Origin of the sequence: Clostridium saccharobutylicum DSM 13864, from assembly GCF_000473995.1 — a bacterium.
In the GTDB taxonomy this organism is placed as follows: Bacteria; Bacillota; Clostridia; order Clostridiales; family Clostridiaceae; genus Clostridium; species Clostridium saccharobutylicum.
In genome coordinates this window covers 1,283,753-1,309,488 of sequence record NC_022571.1, presented here as the reverse complement: position 1 = coordinate 1,309,488, position 25,736 = coordinate 1,283,753, and the positions used below count along the sequence as shown (strand labels likewise).

Below are 25,736 nucleotides of genomic sequence, written 5' to 3'. Positions count from 1 at the left end.
CGCTCCTAACTTATTATATATATTTTAAAATTTGTATTATTCCATAAATTATTAACCTTTATTTTATTACAGAATCGTATATAAAATTCAATCTATTAACTTATAATTACTTTAAAAATCCATATATAATTGTTGCTACAATAGCCATAGTTCCTCCAACTATAGATTCGTATGGCATTAATTTCATACGTTCCTTTATATTCATTTTTACTGCATCCGCTGATGCATGAAAGAAATTCCCATGAGGAAGATGATCTATAACTACAGCTCCTGTATTAATCATAACAGCTGCACTTAAAGGTGCAATTCCCACAGCTAGTATTGCTTTTCCAAAAGTTCCTGTAGCTACAATTGATCCTGTAGAAGTTGAAGCTGTAGCTGCTGCCATTAATATACCTGATATAGGTGCTAAAAATACTCCTGAAATACCCGTTGATTGAATACAATATACTACTGCATCGCTTAAATTTGATTTAGAAATAATGCCCGCTATTGCACCTGCACCAATTAATATCATCACAGTTGGCGTCATCCTATTTAACCCTGCTGTTGTATAGTCAAGGATCTTATCACGTTGTCCCATTGCAAACAAGCCAATTAATCCTGCTATAGGTAATATATACATAGCATCTATTTGAAGGTTAGACAAAAAACTCATATGTAGCATTTTTCCAACAGGGTTAAACGCTAATAATATTACTGCAACTATTGGTGCTACCATTGCCTTTCCAAAGCTTGGTTTTGTTTTGTTATCTACTCTATTTGGTATTTCTGATTCCTTAATCATTTCTCCTTTTTTACTAATTAAAGTTGCAACAAAATATGTAACAATAAGCCCTATTACAGCTGGTATAAATGCACCTATCATTACCTGTGCTAATTCTACGTTAAATCCTTTAGCTACTGCAATTGTATTAGGATTTGGTGAAATTATATTTCCGGCCTTTCCACCACCTATCATAGCTAAAAGTATAGAAGACTTAGTAATTCCAACCTTTTTAGCTACTGGAAGTGCTATTGGCGCAACTATAATAACCGTAACTGGTATAAATACTCCAACAGCAGTAATTATCATACTTGATAATGCAATTGCCAGAAGAACTTTTTTCTCACCAAGTTTTTCTACTATAGTCTCTGCAATTTTTTCTGCTGCACCAGATTCAATTAAAATTCCTGCTAGTACCCCTGCTGCAAGTACTCGTACAACTGCACCCATTACACTATTAGTACCATCAATGATAAATTGTGTTGTTTGCGCTAAACCAGCACCACCAACTAATCCACCTACAATAGCACCTCCAAAAAGTGCATATACAGGATTTACTTTTCTTAATATTAGTATTATTGCAATCACTAACCCAATAACTGCTCCACTCCAATGAATAACCGTCATTTTATTTCCTCCTTAAAATCAAATAATTTCAAATTTTTTATTTATAGTAATAACCATACGCACGTTAACGTTTACTCGGATTATACAATATATAATAGTACATTTAATATTACATTGATATTGTTTACTTAACGTATTTTTTTGTTCATTTGCACAATATCCTTTATAGTACTTGACATATTATCCATTTTAAACACTAATTCAACTGAAAATTACTTTAACTTTGAAATCAATATAAAAATAAATTAAATTTATTTTTATAAGTAGTAAAAAGGTAACAAAACTAAAATACCAACAGTTCATTATTTTCATGAACTGTTGGTATTACTAATTTTATGGCTACCGGGGTAAGATTCGAACTTACAACATGCAGAGTCAGAGTCTGCCGTTCTGCCATTGAACTACTCGGTATTAATATAAACAATTTACTTAACAATACTATTTTACACATATTTAGTATTAATTTCAATAAAAATTTTAATATTTTAATTAATTTTTTTATTTTTAACAGAACATATTAAAATATTATAAAAACATACATGTTGCAAAAAATACTTCATACTAGTAATAGCAATTTACTTTTACCAAAAATATTAAATGTATAACGATATATTGTTAAATAAAAAAAGAAATAAGATACACATATTGGTATCCTATCCCTATTTAACAAATTTAAACCCTTAATTATTACAATTAACAAATTAAAGCATTGCTTCTAATGTTTTTCTTGTAGCTTTAATAAACTCAAATGTATTTACTCTTTTAATGTTATCATGTTGTGCAAGTGCTGCTAAATCTCCAGTCATAACTCCATCTTCAATTGTCTTTAATGAAGATTTTTCTAACTTATTTGCAAACTCAACTAAATCTTTATTATTATCTAGTTCACCTCTTTTTCTTAACGCACCAGTCCATGCAAATATCGTTGCAACAGAATTAGTAGATGTTTCTTCTCCTTTTAAATGATTGTAATACTGGTCTTGAACTGTTCCATGAGCTGCTTCAAATTCGTAATTTCCTTCTGGTGAAACTAATACAGAAGACATCATAGCAATTGAACCAAATGCAGCTGCTACCATATCACTCATTACATCACCATCATAATTTTTACAAGCCCAGATTATTCCACCCTTACATTTCATAATATTCGCTACGGCAGCGTCTATTAATGTATATATATATTTAATTCCTGCCTCTTCAAATTTTGTTTTATATTCATTATCATATAATTCTTGAAATACATCTTTAAAAGTATGATCATATTTTTTTGATATTGTATCTTTACTTGCAAACCATAAATCCTGCTTAACATCTAATGCAAAACTAAAACAGCTTCTTGCAAAGCTTTCTATGGATTTGTTTAAATTATGCATCCCCATAACAACACCATCATCTGAAAAGTTGTGTATTAATTCCCTTTTTTCTTCACCGTTTTCAGTAGTAAGTACAAGTTCACATTTACTTTTTCCTTCTACCTTCATTTCTACAGCCTTATATATATCCCCATAAGCATGTCTTGCTATTGTAATTGGACTTTCCCATGATCTAACATATGGCTTTACGCAGTCCACAGTTATTGGCATTCTAAAAACAGTACCATCTAATATCGCTCTAATAGTACCATTAGGACTTTTCCACATTTCTTTTAGATTATATTCTTTCATTCTTGCCCCATTAGGTGTAATAGTTGCACACTTTACTCCTACTTTATGCTTTTTAATAGCTTCCGCTGCATCAACAGTAACTTGATCATTAGTATTATTTCTATGCTCTAATCCAAGATCATAATATTCTGTATTTAATTCAATAAAAGGATTTAATAATTCCTTTTTTATTTCGCCCCAAACTATTCTTGTCATTTCATCTCCATCCATTTCAACTATTGGATTAGACATTTTTATTTTTTCCATTTTTTTGCCCCCTTAAATTGCTATTTAAATTTTAAACTTATAGTAATGATTATACAGTACCGTCTAAGTTTTATCAACTTTTTTTGCATGATTATATTTTCACTCTTGCAAAATCAAAGAATTCTATAGTTTTATTTTCATTTAAACGCCAAAATAAGCTCAACTACTGCAACACTCTTATATTTTTATTGCAAAATCTCAAATTACCCAAATCGCATTTTTTATTAATATATATATGTTAAAAATTGAAATCTACATTAAAACTATGTACCGTATAACTAAATAAATTTATAAATCATATTGCACCATATATACAGTTAGTAGATTAATTAATCAACAAAAAAACTCAGTCAATTGAACTGAGTTTAAATTCATATTAAATCTTATGTGTTATTTTATTTATTATCTACGTCCTCATACTCGACATCAATAACTTCTCCGGTTGTATATTCTTCTGGTGAAGTCTCATAATTATTTTCATCTTTATAATTATGATTATATTGAGATTGGCTATTACTTTTTTCAGCTTTCTTCTTCTTAATAAACCTGTTAATTCTTATTCCAATATAAGCTATTACTCCAAGCATTAAAAGGAACGGAAGAAGATGCAAAAATAAAGCACCTGCTAGAAATATTACACAAATTGTTCCTGCTATATATATATATCTTTTAAATTCTTTATTCATCATAATCAACCTCTGCGTTCATTAATTTCATGTACCTTATTCTATTATACATTAACACTGCCTTAATGTACAATGTTGATTGTTCCTTAATTTATTATCCTTTGAATATATGTAATACTATTCAATATAAAAGAAAAAGTGGTATTAAAAATTTTTCAACACCACTTTTTCTTTATTTTTCTGAATGCGCCTTAAGCTCTTAAGAATTTATCAACTGCTATTCCTGCTGCTATACCTTCACTTATAGCTGTTACAACTAATGATTGACCACGTCTTGCATCACCTGTTGCAAATACTTTCGGTACATTAGTCATAAAGTCAACATTACCAGCTTTTACATTGCTTCTTTCATCTGATTCAATACCAAAGGCATTTTTAAGATAATCTTCTGAACCTGTGAATCCCATTGCAAGTAATATAAGTTCTGCTGGCCAGTTCTTTTCCGAACCTTCAACATGAGCTGGGAACATTCTTCCATTGTCACCTTTTTTCCATTCAACTTTTACAGTATCTACGCTTTCTAGATTTCCATCTTTATCTGAATGAACTGCTGTAACTGTTGTTAAATATTCTCTAGGATCTTTTCCATATAGTTCTATAAATTCTTCTTGGCCATAATCAACCTTAAGAACTTTAGGCCATTCTGGCCATGGGTTGCTTTCAGTTCTTTCGTGAGCTGGTTCACCCATTATTTCAAATTGAACTACTGATTTACATCCATGTCTAAGAGATGTTGCAACGCAGTCTGTTCCTGTGTCTCCACCTCCAATAATAATTACATTTTTATCTTTTGCAGAAATGTAATTATTATCTTCATGATCTGAATCTAAAAGACTCTTAGTATTAGCTTTTAAGAAATCTACAGCAAAATGGATACCATTAACATTATCTCTTCCTTCAGCTTGAAGATCTCTAGGCTGAGATGCTCCTGTCGCAAGAACTACTGCATCAAATTCATCTAAAATTTCCTTTGCATCATAGTTGTCACCAACATTTGCATTGTTTACAAATTTTATGCCTTCTTCCGCCATAAGGTGAACTCTTCTTAAAATAACTTCTTTATCAAGTTTCATATTAGGAATTCCATACATTAATAGTCCACCTGGTCTATCACTTCTTTCAAATACTGTAACCTTATGACCACATTTATTTAACGTATTAGCAACCGCTAATCCCGATGGACCAGAACCAATTACTGCAACTTTCTTTCCTGTTCTCTTAAGAGGTGTATTTGCTTTAACAAATCCATTTTCAAATGCATTATCTATTATAGATCTTTCATTTTCCTTAATAGTTATTGCTGGACCATTCAATCCTGCAGTACATCCAGCTTCACAAGGTGCTGGACATACTCTTCCTGTAAATTCTGGGAATGGATTAGTCTTATTTAATCTTTCATAAGCTAATTCCCATTTTCCTCTGTATACTAAATCGTTCCATTCAGGAATTAAATTGTGAAGCGGACATCCTGATACCATACCTGAAAATAATACTCCAGCTTGGCAAAATGGTACACCACAATCCATACATCTTGCGCCCTGAATGCATTGCTTTTCTAGAGGAAGCCTTTGATGAAACTCTTTATAATCTTTCAATCTTTCTTTAGGTTCTCTATTTCTGCCTACTTCTCTATCATACTCTAAAAATCCAGTTGGTTTACCCATTCTTCTAGCCCCCTATATTCCTTTAATTTCTTGGAAAGTCTTAATTAACGCTTCTTCTTCATCAGATCCAAGATTCTTATACTTTTCAACAGTTTCTAATACCTTCTTATAATCCTTAGGAATTATTTTATGGAACTTAACTTTTTCTGTTTCAAAGTTATATAATATTTTATTTGCTTTAGGAGAGCCAGTAACTTTTACATGTTCTTCAATTAGAGCTTTCAATTCTTCTTCATCATCTATGTTTAACTCTTCTAGTAAAATCATTTCTTCATTTAAGTTTATTCTGAAGTTTGGATCTTCCTCATAAATGTAAGCAACTCCACCACTCATACCAGCTGCAAAATTAATTCCTGTTTTACCTAGAACAACAACTTTACCACCAGTCATATATTCTAATCCATGAGCTCCTACTCCTTCAACAACAGCAGTTGCACCTGAATTTCTAACGCAGAATCTTTCCCCAGCAATACCGTTTATAAATACTTTTCCTGAAGTTGCACCGTATAAAGCAACATTTCCAATTAAGATGTTATCTTCTGCAATAAATGTAGATTTCTTTGGAGGGTATACTATAAGCTTACCACCTGATAATCCCTTACCAAAATAATCATTAGCATCTCCTTCAACTTCAAAAGTTAATCCTTTTGGAATAAATGCTCCAAAACTTTGTCCTGCCGCACCATTACATTTTATACTTATAGTATCTTCTGGTAATCCGTCAGTTCCATTAACTCTAGTTATTTCTGATCCTAGTATAGTTCCAAGAGCTCTGTCAGTATTAGTTACATCAATTTCAAAATTAGTCTTTATTTTATTTTCTATGGCATCTTTAAATTTATCTAAGAATATTTTTTCATCTATTACTTTGTTTAATTTAAAGTCATATTTCTTAGTTTCATCAAATTTAACTACTTTACCTTTATATTTGTCTGGAGTATAAAGCACCGCACTTAAATCAACGTTCTTAGCTTTCCAACCATGAATATTTTCTTTTTGTTTAAGTTTATCTACTCTACCAATCATTTCATCAAGCTTTCTAAATCCAAGCTTAGCCATGATTTCTCTTAATTCTTGTGCTATAAAATACATAAAGTTAACAACATATTCTGGTTTTCCTTTAAATCTTTTTCTTAATTCTTCATTTTGAGTCGCAACACCAACTGGGCAAGTGTCTAAGTTACAAACTCTCATCATTACACAGCCTAAAGTTACTAATGGTGCAGTTGCAAATCCAAATTCTTCTGCTCCAAGAAGTGCAGCAACAGCAACATCACGACCACTCATAAGCTTACCATCAACTTCAACTCTAACTCTTTCTCTCAAATCATTAAGAAGTAATGTTTGATGTGCTTCTGCAAGTCCAAGTTCCCAAGGAAGTCCTGCATTCTTAATAGAGTTCTTAGGTGATGCACCTGTTCCTCCATCATATCCTGAAATTAATATAACTTCTGCTCCACCTTTAGCAACTCCAGCTGCAACAGTACCAACTCCACATTCAGAAACTAGCTTAACAGATACTCTAGCACCTGTATTAGCATTCTTTAAATCATATATTAATTGTGCTAAATCTTCTATTGAGTAAATATCATGATGTGGTGGTGGCGATATTAACCCAACCCCTGTAGTTGAATGTCTAGTCTTAGCTATCCATGGATAAACCTTAGTTGCAGGTAATTGACCACCTTCTCCTGGTTTTGCTCCTTGTGCTAATTTAATTTGAAGTTCATCTGCATTAACTAGATATTCTGAAGTTACTCCAAATCTACCAGATGCAATTTGTTTTATTGAAGATCTTCTTGAATCTCCATTTGCATCTAAAGTCCATCTTTCTTTATCTTCTCCACCTTCACCAGTGTTAGATTTACCACCGATTCTGTTCATTGCAATAGCTAAAGCTTCATGAGCTTCTTTAGAAATTGATCCATAAGACATAGCTCCTGTTTTAAATCTCTTAACTATCTCTGAAACTGATTCAACTTCCTCTATTGGAATTTCTTTAGAATTATAGTTGAATTCTAATAATCCTCTTAAATTTATTTCAGCTTCTTCTTTATCAATTAAAGAAGTGTATTCTTTAAATAATTCATAATTTCCTGTCTTTGTAGATTCTTGAAGTTTATGAATTGTTAAAGGATTATATAAATGCTCTTCTGCTCCATTCTCACCAGATCTAAGTTTTTCATATCCTGGTGAATCTAATGTAAAATCAGCAGCATAAGTCTTATCATTAAATCCTTTTTCGTGATTTATTTCTGCTTCTCTTTGAATTTCTTTTAATCCTATTCCACCAATTCTGCTTACGGTATTAGTAAAATATTTTTCAATAACTTCTTTACCTATACCTATAGCCTCAAATATTTGAGCTCCTTGGTAAGATTGTATTGTTGAAATACCCATCTTTGAAAGTATTTTTATTATTCCCTTAAGAACTGCTTTGTTATAATTATAAACAGCCTTATCATAATCTAATTCAAGTAATCCTTCTTCCCTTAATCCTCTTAAAGCTTCATAAGCCATATATGGATTTACAGCTGATGCACCAAATCCAATTAAAGTAGCAAAATGATGTACTTCTCTTGGTTCTCCACTTTCTAATATTATTGCAACTGAAGTTCTTGTTCCTTTTTGAACTAGATATTGATGAAGTGCAGATACTGCAAGTAATGAAGGAATTGGAACCTTTGCTTCGCATACATTTCTATCAGATAATATTAATATAGTATATCCTTTTTCATATGCTTCTTGTGCTTTTTCAAATACTTCATGTAATGCATCTTCTAAAGATCCGCCTTTATCAAATACAATATCTATTACCTTTGGTTTTAAATTTTCTTTATTGTATTCTTTTATTTTCGCTAATTCTTCATTATTGATTATTGGTGAATCAAGCTTAATTAATTCACAATTTGAAGACTTATCTTCTAAAATATTTCCTTCTGGTCCAAGATAAACATTAGACGCTGTAACTATTTCTTCTCTAATCGCATCTATAGGCGGATTAGTTACTTGCGCAAATAATTGCTTAAAGTAATTGAATAATGGTTGAGATTGTTTAGATAATACTGCTATCGGAGTATCTACCCCCATTGCTGCTAATGGTTCTGCACCAGTCTTAGCCATTGGAAGCATTGTTGTTTTTACTTCTTCATAAGTATATCCAAAAGTTTTTTCTAATCTCTTTCTAGTTTCTTTATCATATTCAATTTTGAATTTTTTGCTTTCTTTCATCTTATCTAAAGTAACTAAATTTTGTTCTAACCATTCACCATAAGGATTTTCTTTTGCATAAGTATCCTTTAGTTCTTCATCACTTATAACTTCCTTTTTAACTGTATCTACAAGTAACATTCTACCTGGCATTAATCTATCTTTCTTTTCAACAATTTCTGCTGGTACATCTAAAGCTCCAACTTCTGATGAAAGTATAAGTCTTCTATCTTTAGTTATATAATATCTTGATGGTCTTAAACCATTTCTATCTAAAACTGCACCAACTCTTTCACCATCTGTAAATACTATAGCTGCTGGACCGTCCCATGGTTCCATTAGTGTAGCGTTATATTCATAAAAATCTCTTTTTTCTTTGCTCATAGTTTTACTCTTATACCATGGTTCTGGAATTGCCATCATTACAGCTCTAGGTAAATCCATACCATTCATATATAAGAATTCTAAATTATTATCAAAAATTGCTGAGTCTGATCCTTCTTTATTTATGATAGGTAATACTCTAATTACGTCTTTTCCAAGCACTCTAGATTTAACATTTGTTTCTCTAGAATAAACCTTGTTAACATTTCCTCTTAAAGTATTAATTTCGCCATTATGAATCATAAATCTATTTGGATGAGCTCTTTCCCAACTTGGGAATGTATTCGTACTATATCTTGAATGAACTAATGCAAGAGAGGTTTCAACTCTTTCATCTTCTAAATCCTTGTAAAATACTCTTAATTGAGTAGATAAAAGCATTCCCTTATATACAATTGTCTTAGACGAAAAAGATGCTATGTAAAAAGTTTCATTTAAGAATTTGCTTATCCACGCTGCTCTTTTTTCTATGTTTCTTCTAACAATATATAATTTTCTTTCAAAATCTTTTTCTTTTTTTGTGCCATTAGGTCTCTTTACAAAAGCCTGCATAATATATGGCATAGCTTCTAAAGATGCTTTTCCAAGTATTGAAGGGTTTGTTTGAACTTCTCTCCACCCAATAAGTTCAAGTCCTTCTTCCTTTGATATATCTTCAAAAAGGCTGACAGCTTCTTTTCTAGCCTTTTCATCTTGAGGTAAGAACATCATTGCAACTGCATAGTCTCCCTCTTCTTCAAGTGTTATACCTTTTGATTGTAGCTCTTCCTTAAAGAACTTATGTGGTATGTTAAATAATATACCAGCGCCATCTCCAGTATTTTCATCAGCTCCCGTACCGCCTCTATGTTCTAATTTTTCTAGGATTGTTAAACAATCTGATAAAATTTCATGTGATTTTTCACCATCTATATTTACTATAGTTCCGATTCCACAAGCATCATGCTCAAAAGATGGATCATATAACCCTTGAGCATTCGGAATATTATTTTCCATTGTAATTCCCCCTTGAAATTTAATAATATATTTGTTTATAGCAAAATAACGAGTAATAGATATCTATTTTTTTGATATAATTACTCGCATTCTGCTGTAATTGATAATTTATTGTATTTCACTTAATATTAAACTAGCAATATCTTTCATTCTTTTCCCCGAATCCATGCTTATTTTCTGCATATATCTAAATGCTTCATTTTCAGTAAGTCCTGAAGTTGACATGAGTTGACCTTTAGCCTTTTCAATAAGCTTTCTATCTTCTAGAGTATGTTCTAATTTTTCTACCTGCTCTTTTAATTTTTTGATTCTTCTTTTACTTTGAAATATCAAATCAATGGCATTAGTTAAAAGTACATTTGAAATTTTAGTACCAATACAATATATATCTGTATCTTCTTCTATAAAGGATCTATATGGCTCATTTACAATAGCCAAAAAGCTAGTTAAATCTACTAAGTTTTCATACACATCCAGTAAACTCATGTCCTTAAACTTATATCCTACTAAAACCAGGTCTGGGGAATATTGCATAACTAATCTAATTAATTCATTTCCTGAAGTACATAGGGCTATGATATCAAACCCTTCTTGCGTTAGCAAAGTTTTTAATTTTTTTGCTATCTCAACATTGCTTAATGCTATAATAAGTTTTCCTTTTTCACTTTGGACCATTGCAATCCCCGCCTTAACTAAAAGTAATTACATTACTAGATTAGGCACATGAAAGAAAATAATAGACCAAAGATGCGACGTATATTTTGTGTCATGGAAGTAGGAACTTTTAGCTCATAGCAAGCAATTAACTGAAAGTTCCGACGCAGTATGAAGCAAAACAGACAAGCATACTGGTCCATTATTTTTTTGATTGTGCCTTAGTATTTATTTAGATAATTCTCTAATTCCCAATCATGTACTTTTGTTCTGTAATCATCCCATTCTGCTGCTTTTCCTGCAACATAATTTCCATATACATGATCTCCTAAAGCTTTTTTAGCTAATTCATTTTCTTTCATGTAATTTACTGCTTCATATAAATTGTTTGGCAGATTATCAATTCCATTTTCTTTTCTTTCTTGCTCAGTCATTGCAAAAATGTTTGCTTCAACTTCAGCAGGTGGTTGTAAATTATTTTTAATTCCATCTAATCCTGCTTGTAATAAACATGCTAATACTAAATATGGATTAGAACTTGGATCTGGACATCTTAATTCTACTCTAGTCCCTGCACCTCTAGCTGCTGGTACTCTTATTAATGCTGTTCTGTTTTTGCAAGACCAAGCTAGATATACTGGTGCTTCATATCCTGGTACTAATCTCTTATATGAGTTAACTAATGGATTAGTTACAGCAGCCATTCCTTTAATGTTCTTTAATAATCCAGCGATAAATTGATAAGCAACTTTACTTAATCCATTTTTATCATTTTCATCAACAAAAGCATTTTTTCCATCTTTGAATAATGACATATTTACATGCATTCCAGAACCATTAATTCCGAATATTGGTTTTGGCATAAACGATGCATGTAATCCATGTCTTTGTGCAATAGATTTAACAACTAGTTTAAATGTCATAATATTATCAGCTGTAGTTAATGCATCTCCATACTTAAAGTCAATTTCATTTTGACCCTCAGCAACTTCATGATGAGATGCTTCAATTTCGAATCCCATTTCTTCTAAAGCTAAAGTCATGTCTCTTCTAGCATTTTCTCCTAAATCTGTAGGTGCTAAATCAAAATATCCAGCTTTATCTTGAGTATTAGTTGTTGCTCTGCCATTTTCATCTGTTTCAAATAAGAAGAATTCACATTCTGGTCCAACATTCATTGTATATCCTAATTCTTTTGCATCTGCAATTGCTCTCTTTAGGACATGTCTTGGATCTCCTTCAAATGGTGTACCATCTGGCTTATATACATCACAAATTAATCTTGCAACTTTGCCTTGTTGTGGTCTCCATGGAAAAATAACAAAACTATCTAAATTAGGTCTTAAATTCATGTCTGATTCTTCAATTCTAACAAAACCATCAATAGATGATCCATCAAACATACATTCATTATCTAATGCTTTTTCCAATTGTTTGTCTGTAATCGCCACATTCTTTAATGTTCCAAAGATATCAGTAAATTGAAGTCTTATAAATTTTACGCCGTTTTCTTTTACTAAATTAATGATATCTTCCTTTGTGTATTTTGCCATTTTACAACTCCCCCTTTACATTTTTAAAAAAAGCGCACAATAGACAAGTATAAACTTCTATCGAACGCCTTTGCTCAATTCATATAATAACTAAATTATACTTCCCTTTTTTTAAGAAATCAAGTGATTTTTTTAGTAAATAAATATTTTCGTACTAAAAACTTTACAATATAAATAATTTGATACGTTTTTCTTTAGATTCTAAAGTTATCAGGATTATTTTTCCATTTTAAAAATTTATAGTCTCATTTTTTATTACAATATATATCCTTTATTATATAAATTTTATTTAACATTATACTATGCTCCATTCTGTAATTTTGTATATAATATTGTAATGAAAAAATTTTATAAATAATGCATAAATTTACAAAAAAAACGAAGTCACGAGACGGCGTACCTCTATGACTTCGTTGTCAGCATATATTTATCTGTACTTTATTATAAAAGGTATGCTAAATACTGTCAACTATCATATCTCTTAGTTCAATTTTAAGATATGCACAAAAAAAAATTTTTATTCACAATATAATTCTACAATTAAATACTCTTTTATTATTAATAATTATCTTGAACATTTTTAGATAAATTGCTACAATCTTATATATAAAATTTATAATATATTGGGGGCTATACTTATGAACACAATTATAACAAAATTTGGTGGCAGCTCATTAGCTGATGCCAATCAATTCAGAAAGGTTAAAGACATAATTTATTCTAATGATGCAAGAAAATATGTAATACCTTCTGCGCCTGGAAAAAGAGACTCTAAAGATTCAAAAGTAACTGACTTATTATACCTTTGTCATGCTCATGTTGCTGCTGGAATCGCTTTAGATGATGTCTTTAATCACATAAGACAAAGATATTCTGATATAATAAATGATTTAAAATTAGATTTTAGTATAGAAGATCAATTAAATACAATAAAGAAAGACCTTGAAGCTGGTGCATCAAGTGATTACGCTGCAAGTAGAGGCGAATATTTAAATGGTTTAATTCTTGCGAAATATTTAGACTTTGAATTTGTTGATGCTAAAGATGTTATAGTTTTTAAAAAGGATGGCTCATTAGATAATGAAGCTACAAACTGCGCTCTACACAACAGATTATCTAATGTTTCTAAGGCTGTTATTCCTGGATTTTATGGTGCTGATAAATCTGGTAACATTGTTACATTCTCAAGAGGTGGTTCTGATGTTACTGGAGCATTAGTTGCTGCAAGCATCAATGCAAATCTTTATGAAAATTGGACCGATGTTTCTGGTTTCTTAATGGCAGATCCTAGAATAGTTGAAAATCCAAAGCCAATCAGTAAAATAACTTATTCAGAACTTAGAGAACTTTCTTATATGGGAGCTTCGGTATTACATGAAGATGCTATATTCCCAGTAAGAAAAGCTGGTATTCCAATAAACATAAAAAATACAAATAGACCACAAGATGAAGGTACATTTATAGTACAAGATGAGGATGATTCAATTAAGCCAACTACAATAACTGGTATTGCTGGAAAAAAAGATTTTACTGTAATTTCAATTACAAAAGCTATGATGAATTCAGAACTTGGATTCTGTAGAAAGCTATTATCAATTCTTGAACAGCACAAAATTTCATTTGAAAATATGCCTTCAGGAATAGATACAGTTTGTCTTGTAATTTCAGATTCCGAATTAAAGAACAAACATCAAGTTGTTCTCGAAGAAATCCAAAACATATGTAACCCAGATTCTATAGAAGTTCATCCAAATATGGCTATGATTGCAACAGTTGGACGTGGAATGGCTAAACAAACAGGAACTGCTGCAAAAATATTCACAGCACTTTCAAATGCAGAAGTTAACATAAGAATGATCGACCAAGGATCTAGTGAAATGAATATATTAGTTGGAATTGAAAATGATGACTTTGAAAAATGCATCATTTCAATATATAATGCATTTAACTAAAGTTAACTTGTTTTTATATAAAAAAACTATTTCAATCTGAATTTAAAAGAGGCGTGGTATACCACACCTCTTTTAATATATATTATAATTTATTTTTTATACAACTTCATTATATTTGTTCATCTTACTTTTAACAAATCCAATAATCCCTGGAAGAATAGAAATTACTATTATTCCTATAACTACAATTGTAAAGTTTTCTTTAACTACTGGAATATTTCCAAAGAAATATCCACAAATAGAAACTACTAATACCCAAAGAATTCCACCTAATGCATTGAAAGAAATAAAATGTCTATAACTCATTTTCCCTATTCCAGCTACGAAAGGTGCTAATGTACGAACTATCGGAACAAATCTTGCAAATATTATTGTTTTCCCACCATGCTTTTCATAAAACTTGTTAGTAATTTCAATGTGCTCCTTCTTAATTAACCGTTCACTTTTTATCAATTTTTCACCCAAATGTCTACCTATTTCATAATTTGCTGTATCTCCTAAAATTGCTGCAACCATTAACACTCCAACTAATATATAAATATTTAATGCTCCTAATGCTGCAAAAGTAGCTGCTGCAAAGATTAATGAATCTCCTGGCAAAAATGGAGTTACTACTAATCCTGTTTCTAAAAATATTATAAGAAATAATATTAAGTAAGTTTCAAAGCCATAATTATTTATTACAGTACCTAAATATTTATCAAGATGTAAAAAGACATCTATTATATACGCATAAGTATTCATACTTATTCCTCCTTTAATCTCAATATAATTTAATAATACAGGATATACAAATAAGCAAAAAATCAGTTCATAAAAACCTAAAATTTACAATTAGTAATATAGATTATGTGCTAAAATTACTTATAAGAAATTTAAATTATATATAACTTGAAACATTTATAACAAATTTACCCTAAATCTCAAATCATACATTTTTAACTTTAAGTTTTCTTATAATATATATTTCATGCTCCATAAGAAATCCTTAATTATATTTAATATGGTTATTATACATTAATAATAGTTCAAATACATTAAATTTTTATTAAAAAACTATAAATTGTAAAGAAAATAAAATTCCTGCACTCTATTAGACATCAAAAAAGAAGCTATATTAATATAACTCCTTCATTGAAATCATAATTACAATTTTTTGTGCTACTGCAAATTTCTAATAATATTTTTTCTTTTTTTCTTATCTTCATACATTCTTTCATCTGCAATTCTTAAGAGCTCATCATAATCTTGTCCATCCTTTTCATACTTTGAATATCCTATGCTTATATTCATATTCTTATTTTCTTTTAAAAAAATATTTGAAACTCGTATTTTTATAGAATGTTTAATCTTTTCTATGTCATATTCATTTACATTTTCTAAAAATGCAATAAATTCATCGCCACCAGTTCTTCCCACAAAACCAATCTTACCCATCTCATCCTTTATTATTTTAGCTGCACTTATTATATATCTATCTCCATTTAAATGTCCAAAATTATCATTTATCTCCTTTGTTTTATCAAGATCTAAAACCATAACATAAAAAGATTCTTTTTTTCTAGAACTTTTCTTCATTAATTCTCTTTCAAATCCAATTCTATTATACACTCCTGTCATAGCATCAGTATGTGCGTGTTGATTAAGATTAGCAAGGATCTTCGCTATATGATTGCTCCATAATATTATATATGTTACAAATATAATTGCTCCGGCTGTAAAACATATTTGAATTAAGTTTCTAAATTTCATCCCTGATAAGCTTGATATCACATCAAAAAATGTACCTATGGAAATCAATCCCAAGCCACTTATCATTAAAGCAGACAATAATTTCTTATGACCAAATTTATTTAACACACTGAAGTTAATCCATATCATATAGACAAAAAGAAATGATACAAATATGAATACTATCACTTTTCTTAATTCAACCATAAAAAGCCACCTTCTTTTATAATTCACATTTAGTATTAATGTACATAAAATTATTAATATATAAAACATTATTTTAATTTTCTGTATAAGTTATTGTAGTTGAACATAACATAATGTTACAACTATTATATTATATATATAATCCTTTTATGTCTTAAATAAATATTAAATTTTAAAATAATTCTGGTAACTCTTTAACTATTACATGTAATGTTGCTATTGCATTCGCATTATCAACTGTTATATGGTTAGTATAAAAGTGGCTTTCTGTAGGTTTAGGTAACGTTTCATTATATATAACTAGAATATTACCTTCCTCACTAAAATTAAATTTATAATTGTTATTACTTCCATCGGGAACCATCTTTCCTATAAGATTTAACTTTCCATCAACTATTTTATATACATTAATGTTGTCTCTATCAACATTCCCTGTATCAACAATAAGATTTGCCACACTTCCATTATAAGCTTTAAATGTTGCCCCTAACCTAACATTAGTTCCCTGCAAAAAATCCTTTGATGTCGCACTTTCTATATTAGGCGTTCCATCTTCATTCATTCCACTATAAAGCCCATGAATTACTTCTTGTATTCCTCTAACGTTTATAATAGGTGTTTCTATAGGCTTACTTATTGATTTGCCTAATAAACTAGTATATGAAATCGTATTTGGTGTGCCAAATCCTAATGCTTCTTCATATTTCTTTGGTTTTACTTTAAAAGATACATAAAATAAGTTTTTATCACTGCCCCATGTCTTATATTGACCATCTTTATCTTCATACCAAGCTACATATTTACCAGTACTGTCCAGCCTATATTCAATAGTAGGTAAAGTTAATGTTAAATTGTCATCCCCTGTAACTTCCATATTCTTAACTAAATCCGAATTAGAATTTTGAACTAACTGAAAATTATCACCAAGATTAAAGTTTAATTTCAAATCACTAAAGACATATGATGACATTGCACCACCTTTTAGTCTCTTTGCAATTGCATCCATTATACTATTAGCTATATTGTTATCATCATTTAAACATGGATTAGAATTGCTTTCATCATAATTTTTATTTATAAAATAATCTTCTTTTTGTCCACCTGATTTTAAATGAAAATATTTTATAAAATGGTTGTTACCATTATTCTCATCATTATCATCGTTATATAAAATATCGTCAACATTGGCACTATTAATATTAGATAAATCCAAACTAATTAAATTGTACTTACCTTTTATCTCATCTATTTTAGCATCTATGTCCTTTATACTGCCACTTGCTTTTCCTGACGATATAAGAAGAATGTATTTTTTAGCGTTACTTCTTCCTCCTTGAAATAAAGTTTGTGCTTTATTAAATGCGTCTACTATATTTCTTGCTCCATTTTCAGGTCCAATAGACTTCAATACATTATCATTAAAACTTGTAATTTCTGATTGTGAACTTACAAAATCAGACTTTATAGTCGCACTATTATTATAAGTTACTAAAGCATAAGATGTTTTTTGATTCTTCAATGTATTATCATTAAGTATTTTATTAAATAAGTTGTCCTTAATTTTTCCTAACTTGCTGTCTCCCATTACATTCGAATTATCTAATAATATAACCACATCTTTAAGATCTGATCCATTATTGTTTGCAAAAGTAAAACTATTAGGATTTATTCCATAATTTAAAGTTATCTCTTGATTTAAATTATTAATAGGATTTGGTGCTGCACTTTCTAAATTTGCCTCTATATTAGGAAGTTCATTATCCTTTATTATTATTTTTAAATTATTTTGATTTATAGGTCCACTTATTGCATTACCTTCCCATGTAAATGTTACATTAGAATCCTTAAATATATTATTATATTCACCTGGTTTACTTCCTTTAATTATAAAACTAAATGGTATTGATGCTGCTTCATACCTCCATTTTCCATTCGTTTCTGAATTATCCACTTTATTATAAACAATGTTATCAAGCTTTACTGTATTTCCACCAATATTTAAAGTAAAACCATCATTAGAATTAAAATTCATATTAGCCGTTAAGGAATCTATGGTGTAGCTTTTTATAATTTCATCGGCTATTCCGCTGAAAACCCCATCTATTGCACCTGCGCCTGTTGCAAAGAAATGTTTATTATCAGATATTCCTCCCATAGATTCATGAATATCTTTCATAGTCTCATTTCCATAGTCCTCCAATCCATAACCTATCGAAAATATATTACTTTTATTTTGCTTTATTATAGCACCTATTTTTTCAGCATATTCCTTACAATATCCCTGTTCATCTGAATTACCTGGTCCTCCATGTGCTGGGTTAGTATTATCGATTGAAGTATAATAATCATAATATCTTCCATAGTTCCGCTCATATTTTTCCTCCGCTGAATAAAACGTTGGTTCTCCATCTGACATAAAAACAATTGATTTTTTTGCATCCGTTTCACCATTCTTTAACATGTATTCAGCTTTTCTTAGCCCTTCTCCTGTATTAGTTCCTCCATCAACTCCTAACCCATTAACTATGTTGTGCAAAGTGTCACTATCATCTAGAAAACCATTCTGATATGTTCCTGGATTAATAGTTGCGTTAGTAGAATAAGCTACAATGCCTATTTTTAAATTAGAAACACTTTTCATCTTATCGATAAAATTATTTGCCGCTTTCTTAAGTTCAGTTATCTTTGTTGAATTATGTTCTCCTATTTTTCCGTGTTCTTCACAATAATCATCTACATAATAATGACCATTTTTATAAATTATATCAATTCCCTTATAATATAATTGGTTAGCCTCATACCATGATACTTCATGTCTTCCCCTTTGATTGGTACACTTTGTATCAACTTCGTCATCCATACTACCTGATACATCTAATACTAAAACTATTTCTTTTTTTTGAGATTTCGCTTCGGTTTCAAAAGGCTGTGGCGTTATTGTTCCATTGATTGTTATATCTTCACCTATTAGCGCTGGATTTGGCGTAGCCGAATTTATCTTCACTTCAAATGATGGCTCATTTGGTAACTTCTGATTTACAGCACTTGCATTATTTGAATTAATATTTATTAAGGAAACTAATAATATAAAACATATTACTAATTCTATTCTCTTAAGTAAAATTTTTTTGCTTTTTATTATATTCAAAATGCCTTCTCCTTTCTATACAAGTTACGTTAAAAACTTTACAATATATGACTTCATGGAATTAATAATAATCTAACTTTATTATAGAAACTTATTTATATGCATCGATTAATCATTGTGTTAATCCATTATTTCTAAAAGTCACTTTAAAATCAATTGGATAATTATCAACGTTAGTAAATCCTTTTTTATTACTCAACTTAATAATAAATTCAACGCAATTAGCATCATTTAAATTTCCATTATATGATATTTTAAAACTTCCAATATTTTTAGAAAGATCTTGTGAACTCTCTACTTCTGAACCATCAGAATTTTTACATTTGTCTATAGTAAGTGTTTTTCCATTAATCCAAATTTTGAAATATCTAATATTATAATCATTATCATATGATTTAATTGTTAAGTTTTTCACTTCACCATCTTGAATTTGTGCTGATGTCATTTCTTCAGCTTGCATTCCAATATTGCTTAGATTCTCTTCAATTATTTGTCCTTCAACTTGCAAAGTGGATTTAACATCTGAATCAGAAAACACCTTATTACCAGTGATAAATATAGAACTCGCAATTGCCAATATAATCACTGTCAATGCTAGTACTATTATAATTTCAATCAATGTAAAGCCCGGCTTTTTCCTTTTCATTGCTAAATCCACCTTCTTATTTAATAATTTTCCATAACTTATTTTCCAAAAAGTTATTTAAATCATAGTTACAATTTGCACTTTCAGTATTAGTGTTATTAGAATTATTAGTACTATCTATTATACTTTCACCAAATACAGCTTTAAAAGTATCAATATTCTTTGCTTGAACTCTATCTATAACATCTGAATCGTAATTAACATTTACACTGTCTTTATTAATATTTAAATCACCTTTAGCAATAATACTTCCGTTAAAAGTAATACCAGACTCAATAGAAACATCTCCATCTGTTGCTATAACAGCATTCAAGCTATATTTACCATCTTTTTTTGCTACGTTTATTTCGATAGTATCATCACCCTCATCATTTATTTCATCTTTATCACCATCATACTGATTAATTATTATTTTTTTAGTTTTACCTTTAATTTCATCCTTCTTATTAAAGATAGCATATTCACCTTTATTCACCTGATCTTTTAAAACATATTCATTGGGAAGTTTATCCAGATTCATTAATGAATTAATTGTAGTTAATCTTGTATTGGTATAATCATCAATAGTAGCATATTGACCAAATTCATATACCTTTTTTGCAAATTCAACCCTCTTATTATATACATTATTCTCATCTCCATTGTTTTCTTCTAAACTTTGTTCATAATTAGGCATAATTACTCTTGCTGGTTTTTTGTCTTCTTTATAAACTATTGCGCCAACAGAATGTATTTTATCTTTATCAAAATTACCTCTCTTATATCCTGGCCACTTAATTCCTCCACTATCTACATCCTTACCACTCCAGTAATCAGCAAAATGCTTAGCTTTATTAAACACATTCGATTCATCTAACAACTGTAGAGGATTATAGTATTTAAATTTTTCTAATTCATTTAATGGAACAGAATACGCTATATAATTTTTTTTCACCGCACCTGATTCTCCTGTCTGATATCCACTATTTTGCTTATCTTTATCGGTATCAATGTGAGCTGTTCCCATTATATACACTGAATCACTAATATTAACGCTTGTTTTATCATCATTACCATTAATAATTATGCTACTAGATGATTTCACTTTATTTGCATTTTGTTCATCACTTGTAAAGCCTTTTCCCTCTAAATCTTTATAAGTTATATTTTTATCATTTATACCATAAAAATCTTTCATATTAACGGTAGAATTATTAGCCTTTAATGATAAATCGTTATCCAGTACGACTTGTCCAGTTCCATCACTTAAATCTAATGTGGAATTCTTAGCAAATCCCTGATCTCCGTCCGATATATTGCCAACATATAAATTCCTCCCATATAGATTACCATGTATCGTTGCATTTACCTCATCTTGAATATTAAAAGTATTTCTAGTTATAACATCTTTAGAAAAATTTATTGATTTACTATTGGAAATTGTTATTCCGCCATGATATTTCTCATACGTTCTGTCGCTATTGTCTAATTTTATTGTTGGTTCTTTTCCTTGAACAAAAATATTTCCATTAACATTTAAGTTATCCGCATTGGTTATATTCATATCTCCACCAATTGTTAATGCTCTATCTTTAAGAGCTAAATAGTCTTTTAAGTCTCCAGTGGAATTTTGTGAATATATGTCCTTATAATTAGGTACTGACATTTTATACTTTACTTGAAGTTTTCTTTCATTTGATGGTTTTTTACTTGATTTTGTAGAGTCATACTCAATTCCATTAACATCCTTTTTAGAATAAAAGTCTGATGTTACAGCTATATCATAATATTGTTGTCCACATATTTGGAATGACTTATCTTCATGGTGCCCATCTGATTTACTTATTCCTTTTGTTTCATTCGAACCTTCAGAAAGATTTTTTAAATCAATAGTATTAACACTAAGCTTGGGAGCTGGAGATTCATTATTTTCACTTTGAATCCCAAATTTTATTATCTTTTCAGTATCAACTAGAGCATTTATATTATTTATATCATTATCAGTAATTGAACTAACATATTTATGCCCCTCTATTGAATCTTGAAGTAATTTCTCAGGTATATTCTCTTCATCTTTAACATTAGATGTTCTCATAATGAAATTCTTAAAAGCTCTTTTAAATTCCTCATTAAGAAGAATTTCCTCAACTTGTTTATCTTCTTCTATTAAATCTCTTTTTTTAGCTATATCCTTATCAATATCACTTTGTTTTCTTTTATCTTTATCTTGTTTGCTATCATTTTCATGCTGCAAATTATAGATATCCTTATTTAATTCCTTAACATCATCTTCTATAGCTCTATAAGTTTCATCATTAGGACTTTTAGGATTTCCTTCTTGGCTTTTCAATGCTTGTACCTCATAATATCCATATTTAGTTGCAGCATCAAAATTTTTTCCTATTACATTATAAGTAACATCTAGCCCTGAATCCGAAGCATATAAATTTTCTGCTCTTTTGCTTTCTGCAATCCTAGCTTTATAATTTCCAATTATCATTGATAACATGGCAATAGATACTGTAGATATAAACATAAAAATTATTATCACAATAATTAGACTAGCACCATCCTTCTTCCTTTTCATAACTTCACCCCCTTGTATATTTATCTAAGAGTTTGTTATAACCCATGCATACTTTCTTTCAATACTACTTAATATTTTTCTTGGAGTATCCTGTAAATAAATTGTCTTTGTCTTCTTTTATTTGACCCTCTATATCTTTCTTATAATCTTTTATTTCAACTTTAATATCATATAAAGTTCCAATTTTAGATTTTTCAGTATTTTCAGCTCGATTATCATATATATTAACTTGACCTTTACGTATATCTGTGTTTACATTCAAACTATTAGATTTTTCAATATAAATATTTGAAGCAACTTCAGTTCTGTTATAAATATTTATTTCTATAGGCGCATCATTTTGAGAAGAATTATTAGTTTTATCATATTGACTAAAATTTATATATAAACTTTTATCTATATCATTAGTCATCGAAAGTAAATCACTACCTTTATAATCCTTAACTTTTATATCTTCCTTATTCTGATCAGTTTGTGATTTATCTAAATAAACAGATATCACTATTTTCCTTGAATTTTCATCAATTTCACTTGGCAAATTATTGGACTCATGTTGATTTGGATTATCTGTTATATAATCACCCGAATTCTCTTTACCTATATAGAATCTACAATTATTATTATTTAATCCATTAATTAAATTATTGTCGTTTAATATTACGTTTTCTCCATCAGCTTGTGTAGGCTTTAAAGTTACTGTTTCAGTGTATTTTCTCGAAATTTCATTAACATCACTGCCACTTGAATCCTTATCACTATAATTTTCATTCAAATATCTCTTATATATAACAGCATCCTCTGCTACTGCCTGAGGATACTTAAATGTTATATCTCCTACATTAATTGCTGCATCACTATTTATATTATTAGGTATTTTTAAATCATTAGCTTGTAATTCTTCCATTATTTTTTTTCCTTCCAAAGCTGACATTTGCTTTGCTTGTCCAGCTTTAGTTTGTTTTATAAGAACTAAATAAGCATTGTACACACCAACGGAAATGATTGCTATTAACGCCATACTTATTATTATTTCAATTAAAGTAAAACCTTCGTGTTTTTTCGAATTATTCTTCATAATCCTCACCTACTTTTGATTAACACTTATGTTACTTCCATTACCATCAACTGAAACTCTTGGATTAGATTTATCATCGCCATTAACATTAACATTAACTAACTTGTCTGTTTTATTGATTATTTTAAATACAAGCTCCGACTTATCATTTGAACTTATTCTGCTTTGGCTTAAAACATCTATAACTATATTATTTGATTTTGGTACAAATTCCGCTCCAAGTCCGTCATAGTTTACTGGATACTTTCCGTTTGATGTCTTATATTTACAATAATATTTATCTCCATCTTGAGTTAATATCATTTCGACTTCTTCTTTTAAATCGCTATCTCCATAAACATAAGAAGTTTTTAATGGGTCATCTGACTTTCCTACCATAACTGTTGGTAAATCTGAATTTGCATATCTAACTGAAGCTACAAAATCATTAGTATCATTATTCACCTGTACATTTCCACTTGCTGCTCCTGTACTAAATGGTACACTTTTTCCATATGTATTCTTTAAATCCCATTTTAAATAACTTTCTAACTCATCATTAATCTTTGGAATTGAATAAATTTCGAGATTAAGTGTTCCTTTTATTGAATCTAAAGTATCTTCACTTACATTTAATGAATTTACAACAATCTTTTTTTCGTTTTTTCCAATTGTATTTAACAATTTATTTAATGCATCATAACTTCCTTCAAAACTTACTGCACATTTAAGATAATGTACTGTATTTTTCCCTTTATCCTTCGAGTTGCTTGTATCCACATTAGTTGAACCTGAATTGCCTCCATTTGTATTAGTTGTATTTGAATTCTTTGAATTATTATTGTCGCTTGAACTATTAGAAGTATTTGTATTATTAGAGCTGTTGTTATTATTTTTCGTATCATTACTCTTAAAATTTTCATTATTAGCATTAGTTGTATTTTTATTTGAGTCATTCAGTGAATTGCTTTCGCTATTATCATTCTTTCCAGTTACATCATCATATTTATCAACTATTCCTTGTATAGAACTTTCACTTAAACTTTTATCCTCTTTTTTTGAATTTTCTACACTATTTGATACAATTGGATCAAATTTAATTCCGCCCTTTAATCCACTGTCACTCAATAGCTTATCCAACTCCAATATTATATGTTCTTCACTTATTGTTGGATAAAATGGTAACGCTTCATCACCAATTTTAGCTTTCAATATTTTTACATCACTTTTTCTATCACCCATAGAACCTATTGTGTTCATAGCTTCATTATATTTTTGCTTAATTTGACTTTCCTTTTGAATCCTCTCGTCAATTTTCTCCATTTGAACAGAATATATAAACTGATAATATCCGATCCCAATTAATATAATTCCTAAAATATATAACATTATTTTTTCTCTATTACTCATCTTCATAATCATTCAACATCCTTTAATACGCATTTTATATCAAAAGAGTATTCATTTTCCACAGAATTTGAATTATCTATAGAATTTACATAAACATCCTTAATGTTTGGTAATTCACTTAAATTATGTTTTAATTCTGCAACTGCAATTCTATTAGTTGATACTCCTTTTATGCTTACTGTGTTTTCTGTTATGTCTATTTTTTTAAATGAAACTTCACTTGGTACAGTTGAACTTATACTATTTAATAATGTATCCGAAACATTATCTCTTTGTTTTACAGAAACTGCAACATCATCTAGTGCACTATTATATTCCTTCAATATACTTATTTGTTTATTTATATCTTCTGCATCTTTTAACTGTGACTGCATTTGTGAGTCGTTAAGTTTATTGCTATAATCGTTTATACTTTTGCCTAAAATATATATTCTAACAGTATTAACAATTAAAGTTATAACTATTAAAAATCCTACTATGCCCATTGCTCCATATATGTATAATTTTGAATTTATCTTTTCTTTATTTCTTCCTAAATACGGTTCAAAAAAATTTATATCTTTCATAATTTC

At 29.4% G+C, this 25,736-nt stretch carries 16 protein-coding genes and 1 tRNA gene; 1 reads left to right on the top strand and 16 read right to left on the bottom strand.

Annotated elements, in window-relative coordinates; translation table 11 throughout:
• Window positions 1-106 precede the first annotated feature (106 nt).
• From CLSA_RS05700 to glnA, 8 genes are all read right to left on the bottom strand, one after another.
• Window positions 107-1,393, bottom strand: a complete 1,287-nt coding sequence (locus CLSA_RS05700; RefSeq protein ID WP_022744455.1) for a GntP family permease — start codon at window positions 1,391-1,393, stop codon at window positions 107-109.
• Window positions 1,394-1,729: 336 nt separating this feature from the next.
• A tRNA-Gln gene (locus tag CLSA_RS05695) sits at window positions 1,730-1,804 on the bottom strand.
• Window positions 1,805-2,094: 290 nt separating this feature from the next.
• Window positions 2,095-3,303 (bottom strand): NADP-dependent isocitrate dehydrogenase, encoded by a 1,209-nt coding sequence (locus CLSA_RS05690; protein WP_022744454.1) that lies wholly within the window; start codon window positions 3,301-3,303, stop codon window positions 2,095-2,097.
• 395 nt (window positions 3,304-3,698) lie between these two features.
• Window positions 3,699-3,992 carry a hypothetical protein gene (locus CLSA_RS05685; protein WP_022744453.1) on the bottom strand — a complete coding sequence of 98 codons (294 nt, stop codon included), beginning with the start codon at window positions 3,990-3,992 and terminating at the stop codon, window positions 3,699-3,701.
• 188 nt (window positions 3,993-4,180) lie between these two features.
• Window positions 4,181-5,653, bottom strand: coding sequence for a glutamate synthase subunit beta (locus CLSA_RS05680; RefSeq protein ID WP_022744452.1), 1,473 nt, complete (start codon window positions 5,651-5,653; stop codon window positions 4,181-4,183).
• A 12-nt stretch (window positions 5,654-5,665) separates the two neighbouring features.
• Window positions 5,666-10,243 carry a glutamate synthase large subunit gene (gltB, locus tag CLSA_RS05675; protein WP_022744451.1) on the bottom strand — a complete coding sequence of 1,526 codons (4,578 nt, stop codon included), beginning with the start codon at window positions 10,241-10,243 and terminating at the stop codon, window positions 5,666-5,668.
• 108 nt (window positions 10,244-10,351) lie between these two features.
• The gene (locus tag CLSA_RS05670; RefSeq protein WP_022744450.1) at window positions 10,352-10,918 is read right to left on the bottom strand and encodes an ANTAR domain-containing response regulator; all 567 of its coding nucleotides are present in this window, start codon (window positions 10,916-10,918) and stop codon (window positions 10,352-10,354) included.
• Between the two features lie 200 nt (window positions 10,919-11,118).
• Window positions 11,119-12,450, bottom strand: coding sequence for a type I glutamate--ammonia ligase (gene glnA, locus CLSA_RS05665; protein ID WP_022744449.1), 1,332 nt, complete (start codon window positions 12,448-12,450; stop codon window positions 11,119-11,121).
• A 638-nt stretch (window positions 12,451-13,088) separates the two neighbouring features.
• On the opposite strand from glnA, the gene CLSA_RS05660 reads away from it, so the two are divergent.
• Entirely contained in the window at window positions 13,089-14,402 is a 1,314-nt protein-coding gene (locus CLSA_RS05660; RefSeq protein ID WP_022744448.1) for an aspartate kinase, read from the top strand.
• A 96-nt stretch (window positions 14,403-14,498) separates the two neighbouring features.
• Here CLSA_RS05660 and CLSA_RS05655 read toward each other — a convergent pair whose 3' ends face one another.
• The 8 genes from CLSA_RS05655 to CLSA_RS05620 form a co-directional block, all read right to left on the bottom strand.
• Window positions 14,499-15,146, bottom strand: coding sequence for a DedA family protein (locus CLSA_RS05655; protein WP_022744447.1), 648 nt, complete (start codon window positions 15,144-15,146; stop codon window positions 14,499-14,501).
• A gap of 417 nt (window positions 15,147-15,563) precedes the next feature.
• Window positions 15,564-16,340 (bottom strand): GGDEF domain-containing protein, encoded by a 777-nt coding sequence (locus CLSA_RS05650; protein ID WP_022744446.1) that lies wholly within the window; start codon window positions 16,338-16,340, stop codon window positions 15,564-15,566.
• Between the two features lie 172 nt (window positions 16,341-16,512).
• Window positions 16,513-19,488 (bottom strand): vWA domain-containing protein, encoded by a 2,976-nt coding sequence (locus tag CLSA_RS21960; RefSeq protein ID WP_022744445.1) that lies wholly within the window; start codon window positions 19,486-19,488, stop codon window positions 16,513-16,515.
• 112 nt (window positions 19,489-19,600) lie between these two features.
• Window positions 19,601-20,134, bottom strand: a complete 534-nt coding sequence (locus CLSA_RS05640) for a PilW family protein (RefSeq protein WP_022744444.1) — start codon at window positions 20,132-20,134, stop codon at window positions 19,601-19,603.
• Between the two features lie 16 nt (window positions 20,135-20,150).
• Window positions 20,151-22,700 (bottom strand): hypothetical protein, encoded by a 2,550-nt coding sequence (locus tag CLSA_RS05635; protein ID WP_022744443.1) that lies wholly within the window; start codon window positions 22,698-22,700, stop codon window positions 20,151-20,153.
• A 64-nt stretch (window positions 22,701-22,764) separates the two neighbouring features.
• Complete coding sequence (locus tag CLSA_RS05630; protein ID WP_022744442.1) at window positions 22,765-23,775, bottom strand: type IV pilus modification PilV family protein; 1,011 nt, start codon at window positions 23,773-23,775, stop codon at window positions 22,765-22,767.
• Between the two features lie 9 nt (window positions 23,776-23,784).
• Window positions 23,785-25,170 (bottom strand): hypothetical protein, encoded by a 1,386-nt coding sequence (locus CLSA_RS05625; protein WP_041716119.1) that lies wholly within the window; start codon window positions 25,168-25,170, stop codon window positions 23,785-23,787.
• Window positions 25,171-25,172: 2 nt separating this feature from the next.
• Window positions 25,173-25,730 carry a PilN domain-containing protein gene (locus CLSA_RS05620; RefSeq protein WP_022744440.1) on the bottom strand — a complete coding sequence of 186 codons (558 nt, stop codon included), beginning with the start codon at window positions 25,728-25,730 and terminating at the stop codon, window positions 25,173-25,175.
• Window positions 25,731-25,736: the final 6 nt, after the last annotated feature.